Annotated in this window: 19 protein-coding genes; 10 read left to right on the forward strand and 9 right to left on the reverse strand. The window is 64.2% G+C overall.

Annotation, left to right across the window (positions count from 1 at the left end; all coding sequences use genetic code 11):
• Window positions 1-4: 4 nt before the first annotated feature.
• Complete coding sequence (locus AC5ZFO_RS38355; protein ID WP_063985210.1) at window positions 5-223, reverse strand: SlyX family protein; 219 nt, start codon at window positions 221-223, stop codon at window positions 5-7.
• Window positions 213-980 carry an oxygen-dependent tRNA uridine(34) hydroxylase TrhO gene (trhO, locus tag AC5ZFO_RS38360; RefSeq protein ID WP_282524441.1) on the reverse strand — a complete coding sequence of 256 codons (768 nt, stop codon included), beginning with the start codon at window positions 978-980 and terminating at the stop codon, window positions 213-215. The genes AC5ZFO_RS38355 and trhO overlap by 11 nt, the downstream gene beginning before the upstream one ends.
• A 220-nt stretch (window positions 981-1,200) precedes the next feature.
• Here trhO and ggt point away from each other — a divergent pair, with 220 nt between their 5' ends.
• Window positions 1,201-2,787, forward strand: a complete 1,587-nt coding sequence (ggt, locus tag AC5ZFO_RS38365) for a gamma-glutamyltransferase (protein ID WP_282524440.1) — start codon at window positions 1,201-1,203, stop codon at window positions 2,785-2,787.
• 71 nt (window positions 2,788-2,858) lie between these two features.
• Window positions 2,859-3,323, forward strand: coding sequence for an FKBP-type peptidyl-prolyl cis-trans isomerase (locus tag AC5ZFO_RS38370; RefSeq protein WP_282524439.1), 465 nt, complete (start codon window positions 2,859-2,861; stop codon window positions 3,321-3,323).
• 114 nt (window positions 3,324-3,437) lie between these two features.
• On the opposite strand, the gene AC5ZFO_RS38375 is transcribed toward AC5ZFO_RS38370, so the two are convergent.
• Complete coding sequence (locus AC5ZFO_RS38375; RefSeq protein WP_282524438.1) at window positions 3,438-3,656, reverse strand: CsbD family protein; 219 nt, start codon at window positions 3,654-3,656, stop codon at window positions 3,438-3,440.
• Window positions 3,657-3,784: 128 nt separating this feature from the next.
• Between AC5ZFO_RS38375 and AC5ZFO_RS38380 the strand changes: the two genes are divergently transcribed.
• The 3 genes from AC5ZFO_RS38380 to AC5ZFO_RS38390 all read left to right on the forward strand — a co-directional run bounded on the left by AC5ZFO_RS38380 (window position 3,785) and on the right by AC5ZFO_RS38390 (window position 5,391).
• The gene (locus tag AC5ZFO_RS38380) at window positions 3,785-4,297 is read left to right on the forward strand and encodes a cupin domain-containing protein (RefSeq protein ID WP_496123474.1); all 513 of its coding nucleotides are present in this window, start codon (window positions 3,785-3,787) and stop codon (window positions 4,295-4,297) included.
• A 133-nt stretch (window positions 4,298-4,430) separates the two neighbouring features.
• Window positions 4,431-4,859, forward strand: a complete 429-nt coding sequence (locus AC5ZFO_RS38385) for a VOC family protein (protein ID WP_282524436.1) — start codon at window positions 4,431-4,433, stop codon at window positions 4,857-4,859.
• Between the two features lie 43 nt (window positions 4,860-4,902).
• A complete protein-coding gene (locus AC5ZFO_RS38390) occupies window positions 4,903-5,391 on the forward strand; it encodes a VOC family protein (protein WP_282524435.1) in 489 nt (162 codons plus the stop codon).
• 129 nt (window positions 5,392-5,520) lie between these two features.
• Here AC5ZFO_RS38390 and AC5ZFO_RS38395 read toward each other — a convergent pair whose 3' ends face one another.
• Together AC5ZFO_RS38395 and AC5ZFO_RS38400 are read right to left on the reverse strand one after the other, a co-directional pair.
• On the reverse strand, window positions 5,521-6,678 hold the full coding sequence (locus AC5ZFO_RS38395) for a hypothetical protein (protein ID WP_282524434.1): 1,158 nt from the start codon (window positions 6,676-6,678) through the stop codon (window positions 5,521-5,523).
• Window positions 6,679-6,680: 2 nt separating this feature from the next.
• Window positions 6,681-7,382, reverse strand: coding sequence for a FecR family protein (locus tag AC5ZFO_RS38400; RefSeq protein ID WP_063985207.1), 702 nt, complete (start codon window positions 7,380-7,382; stop codon window positions 6,681-6,683).
• 51 nt (window positions 7,383-7,433) lie between these two features.
• On the opposite strand from AC5ZFO_RS38400, the gene AC5ZFO_RS38405 reads away from it, so the two are divergent.
• Window positions 7,434-8,864 carry a phospholipid carrier-dependent glycosyltransferase gene (locus AC5ZFO_RS38405; RefSeq protein ID WP_282524433.1) on the forward strand — a complete coding sequence of 477 codons (1,431 nt, stop codon included), beginning with the start codon at window positions 7,434-7,436 and terminating at the stop codon, window positions 8,862-8,864.
• A gap of 57 nt (window positions 8,865-8,921) precedes the next feature.
• Here AC5ZFO_RS38405 and AC5ZFO_RS38410 read toward each other — a convergent pair whose 3' ends face one another.
• On the reverse strand, window positions 8,922-9,563 hold the full coding sequence (locus tag AC5ZFO_RS38410; RefSeq protein WP_282524432.1) for an OmpA family protein: 642 nt from the start codon (window positions 9,561-9,563) through the stop codon (window positions 8,922-8,924).
• A gap of 467 nt (window positions 9,564-10,030) precedes the next feature.
• On the opposite strand from AC5ZFO_RS38410, the gene AC5ZFO_RS38415 reads away from it, so the two are divergent.
• The 3 genes from AC5ZFO_RS38415 to AC5ZFO_RS38425 all read left to right on the forward strand — a co-directional run bounded on the left by AC5ZFO_RS38415 (window position 10,031) and on the right by AC5ZFO_RS38425 (window position 13,322).
• On the forward strand, window positions 10,031-11,443 hold the full coding sequence (locus AC5ZFO_RS38415) for a caspase family protein (protein WP_496123475.1): 1,413 nt from the start codon (window positions 10,031-10,033) through the stop codon (window positions 11,441-11,443).
• Window positions 11,444-11,694: 251 nt separating this feature from the next.
• Entirely contained in the window at window positions 11,695-11,940 is a 246-nt protein-coding gene (locus tag AC5ZFO_RS38420; RefSeq protein ID WP_282524431.1) for a hypothetical protein, read from the forward strand.
• Window positions 11,941-12,158: 218 nt separating this feature from the next.
• Window positions 12,159-13,322, forward strand: coding sequence for a winged helix-turn-helix domain-containing protein (locus AC5ZFO_RS38425; protein WP_282524430.1), 1,164 nt, complete (start codon window positions 12,159-12,161; stop codon window positions 13,320-13,322).
• A 127-nt stretch (window positions 13,323-13,449) separates the two neighbouring features.
• Here AC5ZFO_RS38425 and AC5ZFO_RS38430 read toward each other — a convergent pair whose 3' ends face one another.
• Window positions 13,450-13,878, reverse strand: a complete 429-nt coding sequence (locus AC5ZFO_RS38430) for a ribosomal maturation YjgA family protein (protein ID WP_282524465.1) — start codon at window positions 13,876-13,878, stop codon at window positions 13,450-13,452.
• Between the two features lie 77 nt (window positions 13,879-13,955).
• On the opposite strand from AC5ZFO_RS38430, the gene AC5ZFO_RS38435 reads away from it, so the two are divergent.
• Window positions 13,956-15,287 carry an MFS transporter gene (locus tag AC5ZFO_RS38435; protein ID WP_282524429.1) on the forward strand — a complete coding sequence of 444 codons (1,332 nt, stop codon included), beginning with the start codon at window positions 13,956-13,958 and terminating at the stop codon, window positions 15,285-15,287.
• Window positions 15,288-15,387: 100 nt separating this feature from the next.
• On the opposite strand, the gene AC5ZFO_RS38440 is transcribed toward AC5ZFO_RS38435, so the two are convergent.
• Window positions 15,388-15,741, reverse strand: a complete 354-nt coding sequence (locus tag AC5ZFO_RS38440) for a type II toxin-antitoxin system PemK/MazF family toxin (protein WP_282524428.1) — start codon at window positions 15,739-15,741, stop codon at window positions 15,388-15,390.
• Window positions 15,738-15,929, reverse strand: coding sequence for an antitoxin MazE family protein (locus AC5ZFO_RS38445; protein ID WP_282524427.1), 192 nt, complete (start codon window positions 15,927-15,929; stop codon window positions 15,738-15,740). The genes AC5ZFO_RS38440 and AC5ZFO_RS38445 overlap by 4 nt, the downstream gene beginning before the upstream one ends.
• Window positions 15,930-15,951 lie beyond the last annotated feature (22 nt).

Below are 15,951 nucleotides of genomic sequence, written 5' to 3' on the forward strand. Positions count from 1 at the left end.
ATCCTCAATAATGCGGCGGCGGCTCGTTGGCGGGGCCCGGCGCATTCGTCTCGGCTTCCTGAAGTCGCTCGCCGAGCTCTGCGATCTTCCGCGTCAGCGCGTCGATTTGCTTCCACTGCGCGGTGATCGTCTGGTTGAGCGTCTCGATCGTATCGTCCTGATAGGCGATGCGTGTCTCCAGCGTGTCGATCCGCTCGCCCAGCGTCTTGATGTCACTCGTCACGGCCGTGCCCCAATGCTTGTTCGCGGTGGCCCCGTTCGCGCAAGCCATGACCGAGTGCGACGCGCTCGTCGAATACAAAACATTCACCGCGCCAGCGGCTCTGCGCCTCCGGCACCTCTTCCAGATATTTGAGAATACCGCCCTTGAGGTGATAGACCTCGGCAAAGCCGCGCGCGAGCAGATGCGCGCTCGCCTTCTCGCAGCGGATGCCGCCGGTGCAGAACATCGCGATCCTGCGGTGCTTTGCCGGATCGAGCTGCTCGGCGGCAAAATCCTTGAACTGGCCAAAGCTCTTGATTTCAGGGTCGACCGCACCCTCGAACGTGCCCATCGCGACCTCGAAGGCGTTGCGCGTGTCGAGCACCAGCGTGTCGGGTGCTGCGATCAGCGCGTTCCATTCGGAGGCCTCGACGTAGGTGCCGACCTGCCGCGTCGGATCGGCGGCCTCGTCGCCGAGCGTGACGATCTCCTTCTTCAGCCGCACCTTGAGCCGGCCGAACGGCATCGCCTCGGCGGTCGAGAATTTCAGCTCGAGATTGTTCAGCCGGCCGCCGAACAAGGCGCCGTGCGCGAGCTCGTGGACGAAGGCGTCGATCGCCTCGGGCGCACCCGCAATCGTGCCGTTGATACCTTCCTGGGCGAGCAGCACGCTGCCCTTGAGCGCGAGGCCCGCGCAGAACGCGCGCAACGGCTCGCGCAACGCGCGGTAATCGGGCAGGGCGGCGAATTGGTAAAAGGCGGCGACCTTGTGGATCATGGCGGCTCGTTTAGCAGGCGGCCGCCGCCCAGAAAACCCGCATGGCCCCGGACAGCCAAAGGTCTATACGCCCAGCGGATGGCAGCCATTTCGCTGGTATGCCAGCATTGCCCCGGCGGGCCGGAATGTGTCATGTAGGCCCGGTTTTTCCGAGACGGCGCGACCTCCCCGTCGACGGCCCAAGAGCGCCTTGAGCGAGCCCTGAGAAAGCAAAACTTCGATGAGAAACTTCCATTTCCCCGGCAGGTCCACCGTCCACGCCACCAACGCGATGGTCGCGACCTCGCATCCGCAGGCCTCCCTGGCCGCGATCGAGGTGCTGCGCGAGGGTGGCACGGCGGTGGACGCGGCGGTGGCGGGTTCGGCGCTGCTCGGCGTGATCGAGCCGCAATCGACCGGCATCGGCGGCGACTGCTTTGCGCTGATCCAGCCGCGCGGCGAGGGCAAGATCATCGCCTATAACGGCTCCGGCCGGGCGCCGAAGGCGGCGAACGCCGACTGGTATCTCGAGCGCAAGATCAACTCCGTGCCGCTGACCTCGGCGCATGCGGTCTCGATCCCCGGCGTGATCGACGCCTTCGCGACCGTGCTGCGCGATCACGGCAAGTTCGGCTTCGACCGCCTGCTCCAGCCCGCGATCAAGGCCGCGGAAGAGGGCTACGTCGTCGCCCCCCGCATCGCCTTCGACTGGAAGAACCAGTTCGAGAAGCTGAAGGGTGGCACCAACACCGTGCGTTACCTGTTGCCGGGCGGCAAGCCGCCCGTCGCCGGCGACGTCATCCGCCAGGCCGAGCTCGGCAAGACGCTGCGCGCGATCGCCAAGGACGGCCGCGATGCCTTCTACAAGGGCGCGATCGCGGAGGACATGGTCGAGACCCTCAGGGGGATCGGCGGCCTGCACACACTCGACGATTTCGCCGCCCACACCACCGAGACGACGACGCCGATCGGCACCAATTACAAGGGCTATGACGTCTGGCAGTGCCCGCCGAACGGCCCGGGCGTCACCGCGCTCTTGATGCTCAACATCCTGTCGCGATTCGACCTGACCAAGTACGCGCCGCTCAGCATCGAGCGCTTCCATCTCGAAGCCGAGGCCGCGCGCATCGCCTACATGAATCGCGAGATGCATGTCGCCGATCCCGAGCATATGAAGATCGACATCGCCGAAATGCTCGCGAAGGGCTTTGCCGACGAATACATCAGCAAGATCCGCATGGACGGCATGCTCGACCTGCCGAACGTCGCGCCGCCGATGAATCCCTCGACCATCTACATCACGGTCGTGGACAAGGACCGCAACGTCTGCTCGTTCATCAATTCGATCGCGCATTCCTTCGGCTCGGCGATCGTCTCGAACAAGACCGGCGTGCTGTTGCAGAACCGCGCCGGCGGCTTCCGCATCCAGCCCGGCCATCCCAATTGCATCGCCGGCGGCAAGCGTCCGCTGCACACGATCATGCCGAGCCTCCTCAGCAAGGGCGGCCGCTCCGTGATGCCGTTCGCGGTGATGGGCGGACAATATCAGCCAGTCGGCCAGACCCACGTCGTGACCAACATCCTCGACTATGGCTGCGACGTGCAGGAGGCGATCGACATGCCGCGCGGTCTGCACTACGAGGGCCAGTACCAGCTCGAGGACAGCGTGCCTGCCGATATCGTCGAAGGCCTGAAGAAGCTCGGCCACAAGACCACCAGCGTGGTCGGCCCGCTCGGCGGCGCGCAGGCGATCTGGATCGACTGGGACAAGGGCACGCTCACCGGCGGTTCCGATCCGCGCAAGGACGGCTGCGCGCTGGGCTATTGAGCGGGGTCTGAGGGCTGGAAACGATTGCTTCGTTGCGCTAGACACCTTCCGCCTCAAACGGAAGGTCTCTTATGCAGCGTTTCCAGCGCGCACTCCTCGCCATCATGTCGGCACTTGCGATCACCGTGATCGGCAGCGTGTCGACATTCGTTTCCACCACGGCCTCGGCCCAGACCGCAGGAAAGACCATGACCACAGCTTCAGGCTTGCAGACCATTGATAGCGTTGTCGGCACCGGCGCCTCGCCGAAACCCGGCCAGATCTGCGTGATGCACTACACCGGCTGGCTCTACGAGAACGGCCAGAAGGGCAAGAAATTCGACTCGTCGGTCGACCGTAACGAGCCGTTCGAGTTTCCGATCGGCAAGGGCCGCGTCATCGCCGGCTGGGACGAGGGCGTTGGCACGATGAAGGTCGGCGGCAAGCGCACGCTGATCATCCCGCCGCAGCTGGGCTACGGCGCCCGCGGCGCCGGTGGCGTGATCCCGCCGAACGCGACTTTGATGTTCGACGTGGAATTGCTCGCGGTGAAGTGAGCGAAGGTGATTCCGGGTCTGGTGCTTACGCACCATCCCGGAATGACGGTGCGAATGGACAAAACAAAAAGACCGGCCTTGCGGCCGGTCTTTTCGCTTTCAGATTGACGTGCGTCACTCCGCCGCGCGCTTTGCCGCAGCGGCGGCGCGATCGACTGCTTCCTTCGCAGCGTCCTTGGCGTCGCCCATGGCCTGCTGGCCCTTGCCCTTCACTTCCTGGACCGCACCTTCGCCCTTCAGGCGATCGGAACCGGTGGCTTCACCGATGCCCTGCTTGGCCTTGCCGATGGCCTCGTTGGCGTTGCCCTTGATCTTGTCGCTCGTGCTTCCCATGAAACTCTCCTTCCAGTTGGCTCGCGAAAACAACGCCTGCCGACTACGAGAGTTCCGATTTTGGGTATGGCTTGATTGGCCCGCTTTGGTTAGCTTGCCGCGCACGGAACCAACAGAAAGCAAGTCCCATGACCGGCCATGACCAGACGCATTCCCACCATGACCACGATCATGAGGATCGCTGGAAACATGACGGCGTGCGCGTCATTCCCGGCAATCAGCTCGATACCAACGTGCCGTCGACGGCTGGCATGGACCGCGCGGCCGCGATCAATTTCGCGCGCGTCGGCGCGCAGAAATTGTGGGCGGGCACGGTCAGCATCAAGCCGGACGCCAAGACCGGTGCGCATCACCACGGCCATCTCGAAAGCATCATCTACGTGGTGAAGGGCAAGGCGCGAATGCGCTGGGGCGAGAGCCTGCAATTCACCGCGGAGGCCGGCCCCGGCGATTTCATTTTCGTCCCGCCCTACGTGCCGCATCAGGAGATCAATGCCAGCCCGGACGAGGTGCTGGAATGCGTGCTGGTGCGCAGCGACGGCGAGGCGGTCGCGATCAATCTCGACATCGAGCCGGTCGAGAAGCCCGAGACCGTGCTGTGGATCGACCCCGTGCACCGGGATCCCAACGAGAAGAAGTAAAGCTGCCCGGGGCCACCACGGGGTTCGGTGCGACAGAACCTCGCAGATCAGGGTCTGAAAAATATCCGGAAGCCGTGTCGGATGGCCGCCGGGCCATCCGTCCTTGGGCAGAACCCGCCCCAAGGAGCTTTCGATGCCCAGGATGATCTTCCTCAATCTGCCGGTGACCGACCTCAAGCGCGCGACTGCCTTCTACGAGGCGATCGGTGCCGTCAGGAACCCGCAATTCAGCGACGACACGGCGAGCTGCATGGTCTTCTCCGAGACCATCTTCGCCATGCTGACGACCCACGACAAGTTCCGGCAGTTCACGCCGAAGCCGATCGCGGATGCAAAGATCTCGAACCAGGCGCTGTTCTGCCTGTCCGCGGACAGCCGCGACGAGGTCGACGATATCGTCGGCAAGGCCGAAATGGCGGGCGGGGTGGCCGATCCCAGCCCGAAGGATGAGTACAGCTTCATGTACGGCCGCAGCTTCGAGGATCCGGATGGTCACATGTGGGGTGTGAACTGGATGGACATGGCAGCCTTTGCCGCGCAGTCCGACATGGCGAACGCCTGATCGAAGCCCCCGAACATCGACAATCTGAAGAGGAGCATTCACGATGTCCAAGCTCGTGCCCTGCATGTGGTTCAACGGCGATGCCGAGGAAGCCGCGAAGTTCTACGTCTCGCTCGTTCCGAACTCGGAGATCTCCCACGTCCAGCGCAACGTTTCGGACGGCCCGTCCGGCAAGGAGGGCTCCGTGCTCGTCGTCGAGTTCACGGTGGCCGGGCAGCCGCTGGTCGCGCTCAACGGCGGCATGAAGATGGAGTACACCCACGCGCTCTCGCTGATGATCCATTGCGACGATCAGGCCCAGGTCGACAGCGTCTGGAGCGCGTTCCTTGCTCATGGCGGCAAGGAGCAGCAGTGCGGCTGGATCAGTGATCGCTGGGGCGTATCCTGGCAGGTGGTGCCGAAGGTGATGTTCGAATTCCTGTCGAGCCCAGACAAGGCTGCGGCTGCGCGCGCGATGCAGGCCATGATGAAGATGGTCAAGCTCGATGTGGATGTCTTGCGTCGCGCGTTCGAGGGCAAGTCGGCGGCGTGACGTCAACACAGGTGCCGTAGGGTGGGCAAAGGCGCGTAGCGCCGTGCCCACCATCTTGCGATACCGAGAGAATAGGTGGGCACGCTGTCGCTTTGCCCACCCTACGAGACTGTGTCTCGTCGAGGCGTCTTAGTAATTAATCCTTAGCCCCACGCCGCCATGGATGGTGTTCCCCACCGGCTGCGGGCCCAGCGTGCCGTTGGCGAACAGGTCGACGATCCAGCCCTTCTGCACGCGGAAGCCGAGGCGGCCGCCATATTCGAACCAGCCCTGGTCGCCCATGGTCGGCACCACCACGCCGTCGCCGGTCACGGTGGCGACGATGCCGCTATGGCTGGCGAAGGACTGCACCCAGCCGCCATTGATGTTGGTCTCGATGTTGCTGCCGAAGAGGTGCGTCCACTGGCCGCCGATCTTGACCAGGCTGGTACGGTCGGTGCCGGTCGCAATGGTGGCGTCGAACGGATTGAACGCCACGGCGCTGTCCGAATAGCCGGAGACGCGCTGCCAGAGCTGCCAGACTTCGATCGAGGCCGCGAATTCGTCGCGCGGGGACACGCGGCTCATCCAGCCGGCACGGCCAAAGACGGCGTAGTTCGACGCGTTGGTCGAGCCCGTGACGCTCACCGGCCCGAGGCTGGTGTTGTAGCTGCGGGTGTAGCGCGCCTTCTCCCACGGCGTCAGGATGGTGCCGACGTCGAAGAACGGACGCGACGAGCCCCAGTCGGTGAAGTCATAACGCAGAGCGAAGGCGCCGATCGGCGCGCTGGTGATGTTGTAGCCGCCCTCGCTGTATTGCGTGTAGGCGATGCCGGCGAGCAGCGACAGGTTGTTGGTCAGCTCCTTGCGGCCGTGAATGCCGGCCGAGAACGAGCCGGCCGAGCCGAATGCGCTGATGCAGTCGCTGCAATTGACCTGCTCGTTGACGCCGAGCAGCACCGTGCCGAGCACCCGGTTGGTGATCATCTGGTTGAAGCGCTGGTTGGCGAGGCCGCCGATCGAATTGCCGCTGGAGTCCGCGCCGGTCGGGCCCGACGGTGGAGGCGGTGGATAGGGGCTCGGCGAGGACGACGGATAGGGGCTTGGCGAAGGCGAGGGGGTCGGTGTGGGTGTCGGCGACGGCGACGGTGAATAGGTCGGGGACGGAGAGGGCGTCGGCTCACCGCACGCGGACTCGCAAGTCGCCTGCGCTGCCGCCGCTCGCGCATTGAACGCGAAGAACGCAAACGCAGCGGTTGCGGTCAGCGCGGCGGCGAGGACGAGACGTCTGACGTTTAGTTTCGCCATCATCACCGCCCGCACAGCATGCCGTCGTCGTGGACGGCAGGCGTGATGGTCGGCGAGGCGTCCGCGTACTGGTTGACCGAGCACAGCCCGGCGCTTGCGGCGCAGTTGGCGGCAAAGGTCCAGGGCGGCGTGTTGGTCTTGGTGATGCTGACCTTGCCGCCGGCCGAGGTGATGATTGCGGTGTCGCCGGGCTGGGTGAGCTGCACGCACTGGGAGCTCGTCGTGCAGACGCTGGCGGCGCCGTCCTGGAGCACGACGACGGAGCGGCCGCGCTGGGAGAGAATGTCGAGCGTGGTGCCGCGCACGCCGATGGTCGCGAGCGGTGTCGTGATCTTGTAGGCGGTCTTTTCCGAATGTCCGGTGACGAAACGGAATGCGCCTGTGGTCATGCGGATCGCGACGTCGCGATAGCTGTGCTCGTCGTTGAAGACGGTGCGGTCGAGCTTCAGCGTCGCGCTGGGACCGAGCGAGAGGTTGGTGCTGTCGGCCATGACGAAGCGCGCGGCGCTGTCGGCGCCGGTGCGTACGGTCTCGTCGCGCAGCATGCTGTCGCCGACACTGATCGGCGTCGTGGTCGTGGCCACGCGCACCACGTCGTTCTGGATCACGACGGCTTCGCCGACGCGCGTCTGCGCCTGCGCGCAAGGCGCCGCGCAGACGAGTGCCGACAACAGAGTTGGGAAAAGCCAGAAACGCAAATTCATTTCGCAACCGATCGATATGTCCCTGATCGTACCGGATCGCGCGCGCTTCTGTTGTGGCGAAATTATCACAAGCGGCGCTGGACGTGCGTTATGCTTAGTGACAGTTGCGGCAGAATGCGTTCAATGAAAAGTGCCGTCTTTGTTTTTCTCCGCGGTGAAGCAGATTTGCCACGCAAAATAGCCCCACAGCAGCCGTTCGAATTGCCCGCGGTTCCGAAGGTGTCGCAGAGCGCAGTGATCGCTGTCGCGATTTTCCTGGTCGCGCATCTCGCGCTGCTGATCGGCCTGACGGCGCCGGAGAAGTTCGTCTTCGACGAGGTGCATTACGTGCCCGCTGCACGGCAGATGCTGGCACCCTCGCTGTCGCAACCGATGCTCAACCCGATGCATCCGCCGCTGGCCAAGGAGCTGATCGCGGCATCGATCGCAGCCTTCGGCGACAATGCGCTGGGCTGGCGCTATCCGTCGACCTTGTTCGGCGCGCTCGCGATCGTTGCGATCTATCTGTGCGGGCTCGCGCTGTTCTCCGCGCAAGCGCCCGCGATCGCCGCTGCGGCGATCGCCGGCTTCAACCAGATGCTTTACGTGCAGGCGCGCATTGCCATGCTCGACATTTACGCGCTCGGGTTCGGCCTGCTCGCGATTGCCGCCTTCATGCACGGCTTTCGAAGAGAGCGCCCGCATGCGTTGTTCGCGCTCGCGGGCGCTTTGTTTGGCTTCGCCGCGGCTTGCAAATGGAGCGGCCTGTTTCCGCTCGGCATCTGCATCGTTGTGGTTGCGGTGGTCCGGCTGATGCAGGGCTGGCGCACGCTGTTCGCCGACGCGAAGCCGACCGACTGGTATCGGCCCGATCTCTGGCCCGATCTTCGCGTGCAGCATGTCGCGCTCTGCTTCGCCGTGCTTCCGGCGATGGCATATCTTGCCGCTTTCGTGCCGCTTTACGGAGCGTCGCTGCCGGATCTGATCGAGGCGCAGCGCCGGATATTCGCCGACAACACCACGACCGCGATCGCCGGCCATACCTATATGAGCGCGTGGCCATCCTGGCCGCTGCTCGCGCGCCCGGTGTGGTTCCTGTTCGACAAGACCTCGGAGAACAATGTCTCGGCAATCGTCTTCCTTGGCAATCCGCTGGTCGCGTGGCCGGCGCTGCTCGCGCTCGCCATCGTGCTGCGCGACTTCATCGTCGCGCGCCGCTGGGATGCGTTCCTGATCGCGGCGTTCTATTTCGGCTCCTGGCTCGCCTGGGCTTTGCTGCCGCGCACGCTCGGCTTCCTCTACTATTATCTGCCGGCCGCAACCGTGGCGTCGCTTGCGCTGGTCTATGTGCTGCGACGAGAGGGACTGCCGCGTTGGCTGCTGTGGGCCTATGTCGGGGTCGCGGCGATCGGCTTTGCGGTGATGCTGCCGATCTCGGCGGCCTTCATCGGCACGTCCATGCAGACGTTCAACCGGTTGATGCTGTTCCAGAGCTGGATATGACATCGCCGCCTGCCGGGGTACGGCAGGCGGCGAATGTCGCGCGACGATGAAGCAGTATTACTTGGATGCCGTCGTCTTGGCTTCCATGTTGACAACCTGGACGCGGCGGTTGATCGGGTCGGCGCCGTTGGCGGTGTCCTTCAGCTTGGACTTGCCGTAGCCGACGGTGACGAGATCAGTGCCGTTGAGACCATAGTTCTGCACCAGGTACTTCTTGATGGTGTCGGCGCGCCGTTCGGAGAGGCCTTGATTGTACTCCTCGCCGCCGATCGCATCGGTGTGGCCGGCAACCACGAAGGTCGAGCCCTTCAGCGACGGATCGGACAGCGCCTTGCCGAGCGCCTGCACCGACGGCACCGACGTCTTGGCGATGTCGGCCGAGTTGTAGTCGAACTGGATCTCCAGATCGATCTTCGGCTTGGTCGCGGCGAGCTCGGCGATCTGCTCGCGCTCGCCCGTCGAGAGCGACCGGGTCGAGCGGTTGCGCACGGTGTTCAGGAACGTCGCTTCCTTGGCCTGCGCGGTCGGATCGGCCTGCGGACCGACGGACAGGCCGCGGGTCGCCGGCTTCGGCTTCAGCGCATCCAGGATCTGGTTGGCGGAGACGTTATCGCCGGCGAAAGCCAGGCCCGCGGTCATCGACAGCGCGGCCGTGAGGGTAATCGCCTTCAGTCCAAAAAATTTATCAAAACGGGTCATTGTCGTATCCTCGCTGTTACGCCTGATGGCGATTTGATGTTGCGAGGGTAGGGAAGGTTCAAAGGCCTCGATGTGATGCGGGTCACATTCCAGATGGCCGAAATTGCCCGTGCATCCTAGCGTCGGCGCCGATCGGCATCCATGGCCTGTCGCGCCAGGGCGGTGCCCTGCCACCGGGAAGAACCGCCGTCTCATTCAGCATCGACAGCGGAATGCTGAACCGGCTGGACTCGCCGCCTGAGCAGGTACAATCTTTCGGCCATTGTTCGTGACCAGCCGTATTGCCCGCTGCGTCAGCAGTCCGAAAAGCGACCTTCGCAGCGACTCTCAGCTCGGTTCGAGCAGCAGAAATCCCCGAGTGATCCAGATCACAGTGCGTCGTTGTGAACTGGATCAGATTGCTCTCATCGGATCGGCTCAGGCCGAACCGAGAGCAGCGAGGAAGTTTGGATCAGGGGAGAATGATCATGCGCTTCTTGATCGCAGCAGTTTCAATCGCAGTATTTCTCGTCAGCGGCAACGCGGCGTTCGCGGACAAGCGCGTCGCCTTCGTGGTCGGCAACGCCGCCTACAAGAATGTCCCGCAGCTTCCCAACCCCGCGATCGATTCCAAGGCGATGGCCAGGGTGCTGCGCAATGTCGGCTTCGACGTCGTCGAGGGCGCCAACCTCACCCGCGATGCCATGACGGCGAAGCTTCTGGAGTTCGGCAAGAAGAGCGAAGGCGCCGACGTCGCTGTGTTCTTCTATGCCGGCCACGGCATCGCCGTGAACGGCGTCAACTACCTGTTGCCGGTCGACGCCGACCTGAAATCCGAGATGGACGTCAAGCTCGGTGCGGCGATCAATGTCGACCTCACGCTCGATCAGACCATGTCGGACGCGAAGGTGAAGCTCGTGTTCCTGGACGCCTGCCGCGACAATCCGTTCGCGGCAAAGATCCGCTCGGCCAAGGCCACCCGCTCCGTCAACGTCCAGACCGGTCTTGCCGAGATGAAGTCGGGCGAGGGCACGCTGATTGCCTTTGCCACCGGCCCCGGCCAGACCGCGCTCGACGGCGAGGCCGGCACCAACAGCCCCTTCACCCGCGCCCTCGTCGCCAACATTGCCCAGCCCGGGATCGAGATCCAGCAGGCGATGACCAAGGTCCGTGCCCAGGTCAGTGACGAGACCAGCAAGGGGCAATTGCCCTGGGGGCACACCAACCTGACCGGAAACGTCTATCTCAATCCGGTTGGCGTGCCGGCCGCGGCCACGACCGATCCGTCGAACGCGCCGGCGTTGGCGGCGGGCAAGCAAGGCTCCGACGTCGAGCTCGAGTTCTGGCGCTCGATCAGGGACTCCAACAAGGTCGAGGAGCTCAACGCCTATCTCACCAGCTATCCCAACGGCACGTTCAAATCGATCGCACTCGCCCGCATCGCGGCGTTGCAGGATGGTCCATCCATCACCACCCGCAACCTCTCGGCCGGGATCGATCCCGCGACCTTTACCGAAGAAGCCAACCAGGTGTCTGAAGACCAGATCGGTCTGCACAAGAACCAGCGCCGCGACGTGCAGCGCCGCCTCACCGGGCTCGGCTTCGACGTCAAGGCGACGGGCAAGTTCGACGATGAGACCCGTTCCGTGATGAGGCGGTGGCAGGCTGCCCGTGGCTATCCCTCGACCGGTTATCTCAACAAGCTCCAGCACAAGGCCCTGCTGTCGGAGATTGTCTCGACCCGCGCGGCCTCCTCCGAACAGGCAGACGACGAGCCGGCGCGTCGCCGGTCCTCCGGCGGTGGCGGCCGGCGCCATTACGGCGGTGGCGGTGCCGGTCCGCCGGGCGGCCCCGGCGGTCTGTTCGGCGGTATGATGGGCGGGTTGTTCGGCCGCCGCTGAGCCGGCAGGCAAGCAACAGGCGGCCCGATCCGGGCCGCCAATTTGTTCCGGAAGCCCTTGCTCACCGATCGTCGCAATGCCGTCGCGCGATGGCCTGCGTGCGAACAAGAATTCGGCCAGTTGCGCGCCTAGCAGGACTCCGCGTCCAATAACCGCCGAGGAAGGGAGCCGAGTTCAGTCCAGTGCCCAGGCCGAGTGATTACCAGTTCTATCGTGGCGGCCCGCCGGATCGAACAGTCTTTCTGAGCTCAATGCCCATCTATGTCGGTGCGGCGATGATCGCGGTGGCGATCCTGCTGTCGACGCTGATCACCGGGCTGACCAGCCGTTACGTCGGCCTCGACGGTCCGAACGACGAGAACATGTGGCTGGTCGACCGCCTCACCGGCAGCGTCTATCGCTGCCAGGCGGAGGGGCGTGGAAGGGCAACCTGCGAGCCTGACGTTGCCACCGGCAGCCTCGGTGACCGGCCCAAGCCGCAAAAGACTGGCCCGTGAGGAAATGGCCATGGCCAACACCAACATGAGCAATGGCAAGATGAAGTGTGCCTGCATGCACTACATGAAGTCGCAGAAGGCCATGTCGATGAAGTAAGGCGCGCGGCGCGCACGGTTCGGCCGCGCTGTCAGCAGTTGGCAGTGCGGCTTTTTCTTGCGAAAGCTTCTTTGGCGTCTCTCTTTTTCCTGGCGCGAATCCGGCTACATTGCCTTCTGCAATGTCACGCGCGCCCAAACCCTTTCCGATCCCAACGACACAGGCCCGGCAGATCTGGCTGCATGCCCAGCGGCTGGACGAGCGTGCGCCGTTCGGGGAGGGGGCGCGCGCGGTGGCGGATGCGATCGCCCATCTCGGTTATGTGCAGATCGACACCATCAACGTCATCGAGCGCAGCCACCACCACATCCTGTTCAGCCGCATCCCGTCCTACCGGCGTGCCGATCTGCGCCAGGCCCAGAGCGTCGACAGGAGCGTGTTCGAATACTGGACCCATGCGCTGTCCTACGTGCCGGCGAACGATTTTCGCTTCTTCCTGCCGGCGATGCGCGAGCACCGGCGCGAGGGGCACAAATGGTACGCCTCGGTCACGCCGGCCGATACGGGCAAGGTGATGCGGCTGCTGCGCGCCGGTCCGCTGACGATCCGCGACATCGAGGACGACGTGCTCACCGAGAAGGAGCATCTCTGGCAGAGCCGAAAGCCCTCGAAGCGGGCTTTGCAACTCGCCTTCTACACCGGCGTCGCGACCGTCAGCGCGCGCCAGGGCATGCTCAAGACCTATGAGCTGATGACGCGGCACTTCGGCTGGGACAAGCTGCCGAAGCCGGCGTCGGCAAGGGACATCACGGCCCATCTGCTCGACCGCGCGCTGCGGTCGCAGGGCGTGGTCAGTCTGGATTCGATCTGCCACCTCGATGCGCCGAGCAAGAAGGCAATCGCTCAGCTGGTCGCCTCACGCGTCCGCCGCGGTGAGCTCGTGCCCGTTGCGATCGAGGGCGCCGGCAAGCAGGAGCATTGGGCCGCGCCTGCGGCGCTGGAGCCGGGTGAGGACGCCTCGCCCGATCTCGTTCACATCCTCTCGCCGTTCGATCCCCTGATCATCCAGCGCAAGCGCACCAATCTGTTCTTCGGCTACAACCATCTGTTCGAAGCCTATGTGCCGAAGGCCAAGCGCAAGCTCGGCTATTTCGCGTTGCCCGTGCTGGTGGGCGACGAGATCGTCGCGGCGCTTGATCTCAAGACCGATAGGCAGGCGAAAAAGCTGTTGATGCAGAAATGGACCTGGGTCGGGCAGGGGAAGAAGACGGCGGGGCGCAAGGAGCTGAAGCGCGTGATCGAGGAGGAGCTCGACCGTTTCGAGCGGTTTCAATTGGCGGAGTGAGGGGCGCTCGCCGTGGCGCCGGTCTCGCAGGATGGGCAAAGCGACTTGTCCGCCGTAGCTCGAAGAGCGAAGGCGGAAGTGTGCCCACCGCTCTCGTTTGCAAAACGGCAAGATGGTGGGCACGGCGCTAGCGCGCCTTTGCCCACCCTACAAGACCATCGACCCAAACGCCGAACGCAATCCCCACCCCATACGCCACCAGATTCCACAGCGAGAATATCCGTCCTAACAGCAGCGCGCCCGCGGTGGTGAGGCGAAACGCGTCGAGCCAGGGCACATGCACCAGCCGGGAGAACTCGACGGCGATCGCGATCGCCACGGCGATGGCTGCAAGTCGGCTCCGTGACATCCCCGGCAGCAACACCCCAACCAGCAGAAACACCATCGTCGCCCACAGCAGCGAGCCGCCATACTTCACGACGAAGGCGGGAAGCCCGAGTGGAAAGCCGTACCAGCGCAACGACAGCCCGCAGGCGATCACGACCAGCGCAAGGGCGGCGCGGATCAGCGATCGCTGCCGCAGCGCAATGGTGTTGACCGGCTGCGACACCTGCATTGCTTCCATTGACTCTTTGCCCACGATGCTGAAAACCGCTCATTAGCCCATAAAAGCAACAACCCCGGGGGGAAGCCATGAGCCAGACCACGACCTATGCCGGTTCCACCGGCTCAGCCAAGTCGGAAATCGAGACCTCGACGATCCGCGCCATCTCCTGGCGCCTGATTCCGTTCCTGGTGCTGGCCTACTTCTTCTCCTATCTCGACCGCGTCAATCTCGGCTTCGCCGCGCTGACCATGAACGCCGAGCTGAAGTTCACGCCGCTGATCTTCTCCTGGGGCGCCGGCATCTTCTTCATCGGCTATTTCATTTTCGAGGTGCCGAGCAATCTGGCGCTGGAAAAGTTCGGCGCGAGCCGCTGGATCGCTCGCATCATGGTGACCTGGGGCATCATCTCGGCGCTGATGGCGCTGGTCAGCGGCGTGACGAGCTTCTACGTGCTGCGCTTCCTGCTCGGCGTCGCCGAAGCCGGCTTCTTCCCCGGCATCATCCTCTATCTCACCTATTGGTACCCGGCCGAGTATCGCGCCCGCTTCCTCGCCGCCTTCGCCATCGCCGTCCCGGTCTCCACCGTGATCGGCGCGCCGGTCTCGGGCCTGCTGCTCGGGCTCGACGGCGCGATGGGGCTGAAGGGCTGGCAGTGGCTGTTCATCATCGAGGGCATCCCCTCGGTGCTGCTGGGCATCGTCACCTGGTTCTATCTCACCGACAAGCCGGAGAAGGCGGACTGGCTCTCGGCCGATCAGAAGGCCTGGCTCAAGTCCAGGCTCGATTCGGAAATCGCGGCCAAGCAGGCGGTGAAGCATCTGTCGCTCGGCGAGGCGCTGTCGTCGCCGAAGGTGATCATGCTGAGCCTGGTCTATTTCGGCTTCGTCGGCGCGCTCTATGGCATGCAGTTCTGGCTGCCGCAGATCGTCAAGGCGTTCGGCCTCACCAACGCCCAGACCGGCTTCGTCACCGCGATCCCGTACCTGTTCGGCACCATCGCGATGATCCTGTGGGCGCGGCATTCGGATGCGACGCGCGAGCGCGTGATGCATGTCGGCGCGCCGCTGCTGCTCACCGCCGTCGCGCTTGCCGCCTCCTCCTATCTCACCGATCCCACCATGACGATGGTGGTGCTCACCGTCGCGGCGATCGGCGTGTTCTGCTGCTTCGGCGTGTTCTGGACCCTGCCGACCGCCTGGCTCTCGGGCACGGCCGCGGCCGGCGCCATCGCGCTGATCAACTCGATCGGCAATCTCGCCGGCTTCGGTGGGCCCTACCTGATCGGCTGGGTCAAGGAAGCCACCGGCCAGACCTCGACCGGCTTGCTGGTGCTGGCCGTCCTGCCCCTGATCGCCGGCATCCTAGTGTTTGTCGGCGGCCATGAGAGCAAGCACGAGTTCGCCGGGCAGGGGCGATAGGCCGCCCGCACCGCTGCGTAGCCCGGATGGAGCGAAGCGAAATCCGGGAGCGCTCGAGCTACAGCCTGCAGGCCCCGGATTGAGCTGCGCTCCATCCGGGCTAATCTGCGCTGGCGCTTCTCTGCGAACCAGCCAGTCCAAGGAACACCAGCACAGCGCGGTTGAGACGCAAGAGGTCGTCATCGTCTAGGCGTCCCACCAACGTTCCTATCTTGGCTTTCGGCACTGTAGTAATCTTGTCGACCATAAGTCGAGACGGAGTTCGAAGGCCGTTGCCGTCGTTTGGCTCGACCTTGAGCCGGAAAAGTGGCGCCTCGGTTTCGCCGGTCGTGAAGGCGCAGACAGTGATGGAGTTCGTGGCGTCAAAGCTGTCGTCCTGCACGATGACGACGGGGCGCGGCTTGCCCGCATAGTCCTTGCCGCCTGCCACCGTCCAGACCTCACCTCGCTTCATTCATCGGTCCAATCGGATACGGCATCGATGAAGCCTTGGTCTTCGGCTTCATGTGAGCTCGTTGCGACCGCAAGTGATTGGCGATGGGCTTCTGATCGGAAGGAGGGCGAGCGGATATCCGGCACCCAGATCTGGATCGGCCGCAGGCCTTGTGCACGCAATCGATCGCGGTGGGCCTGCACCTTCATACGAGACGGCTTGGGCTTTGAA

The organism is Bradyrhizobium sp. Unk1 (assembly GCF_059512345.1).

Coding starts and splice junctions, on each gene's coding strand:
- trhO (WP_282524441.1), bottom strand. CDS start 980: ATGATCCACAAGGTCGCCGCCTTTTACCAATTCGCCGCCCTGCCCGAT.
- ggt (WP_282524440.1), top strand. CDS start 1,201: ATGAGAAACTTCCATTTCCCCGGCAGGTCCACCGTCCACGCCACCAAC.
- AC5ZFO_RS38370 (WP_282524439.1), top strand. CDS start 2,859: ATGCAGCGTTTCCAGCGCGCACTCCTCGCCATCATGTCGGCACTTGCG.
- AC5ZFO_RS38375 (WP_282524438.1), bottom strand. CDS start 3,656: ATGGGAAGCACGAGCGACAAGATCAAGGGCAACGCCAACGAGGCCATC.
- AC5ZFO_RS38380 (WP_496123474.1), top strand. CDS start 3,785: ATGACCGGCCATGACCAGACGCATTCCCACCATGACCACGATCATGAG.
- AC5ZFO_RS38385 (WP_282524436.1), top strand. CDS start 4,431: ATGCCCAGGATGATCTTCCTCAATCTGCCGGTGACCGACCTCAAGCGC.
- AC5ZFO_RS38390 (WP_282524435.1), top strand. CDS start 4,903: ATGTCCAAGCTCGTGCCCTGCATGTGGTTCAACGGCGATGCCGAGGAA.
- AC5ZFO_RS38395 (WP_282524434.1), bottom strand. CDS start 6,678: ATGGCGAAACTAAACGTCAGACGTCTCGTCCTCGCCGCCGCGCTGACC.
- AC5ZFO_RS38400 (WP_063985207.1), bottom strand. CDS start 7,382: ATGAATTTGCGTTTCTGGCTTTTCCCAACTCTGTTGTCGGCACTCGTC.
- AC5ZFO_RS38410 (WP_282524432.1), bottom strand. CDS start 9,563: ATGACCCGTTTTGATAAATTTTTTGGACTGAAGGCGATTACCCTCACG.
- AC5ZFO_RS38415 (WP_496123475.1), top strand. CDS start 10,031: ATGCGCTTCTTGATCGCAGCAGTTTCAATCGCAGTATTTCTCGTCAGC.
- AC5ZFO_RS38420 (WP_282524431.1), top strand. CDS start 11,695: ATGCCCATCTATGTCGGTGCGGCGATGATCGCGGTGGCGATCCTGCTG.
- AC5ZFO_RS38425 (WP_282524430.1), top strand. CDS start 12,159: ATGTCACGCGCGCCCAAACCCTTTCCGATCCCAACGACACAGGCCCGG.
- AC5ZFO_RS38430 (WP_282524465.1), bottom strand. CDS start 13,878: ATGCAGGTGTCGCAGCCGGTCAACACCATTGCGCTGCGGCAGCGATCG.
- AC5ZFO_RS38435 (WP_282524429.1), top strand. CDS start 13,956: ATGAGCCAGACCACGACCTATGCCGGTTCCACCGGCTCAGCCAAGTCG.
- AC5ZFO_RS38440 (WP_282524428.1), bottom strand. CDS start 15,741: ATGAAGCGAGGTGAGGTCTGGACGGTGGCAGGCGGCAAGGACTATGCG.
- AC5ZFO_RS38445 (WP_282524427.1), bottom strand. CDS start 15,929: ATGAAGGTGCAGGCCCACCGCGATCGATTGCGTGCACAAGGCCTGCGG.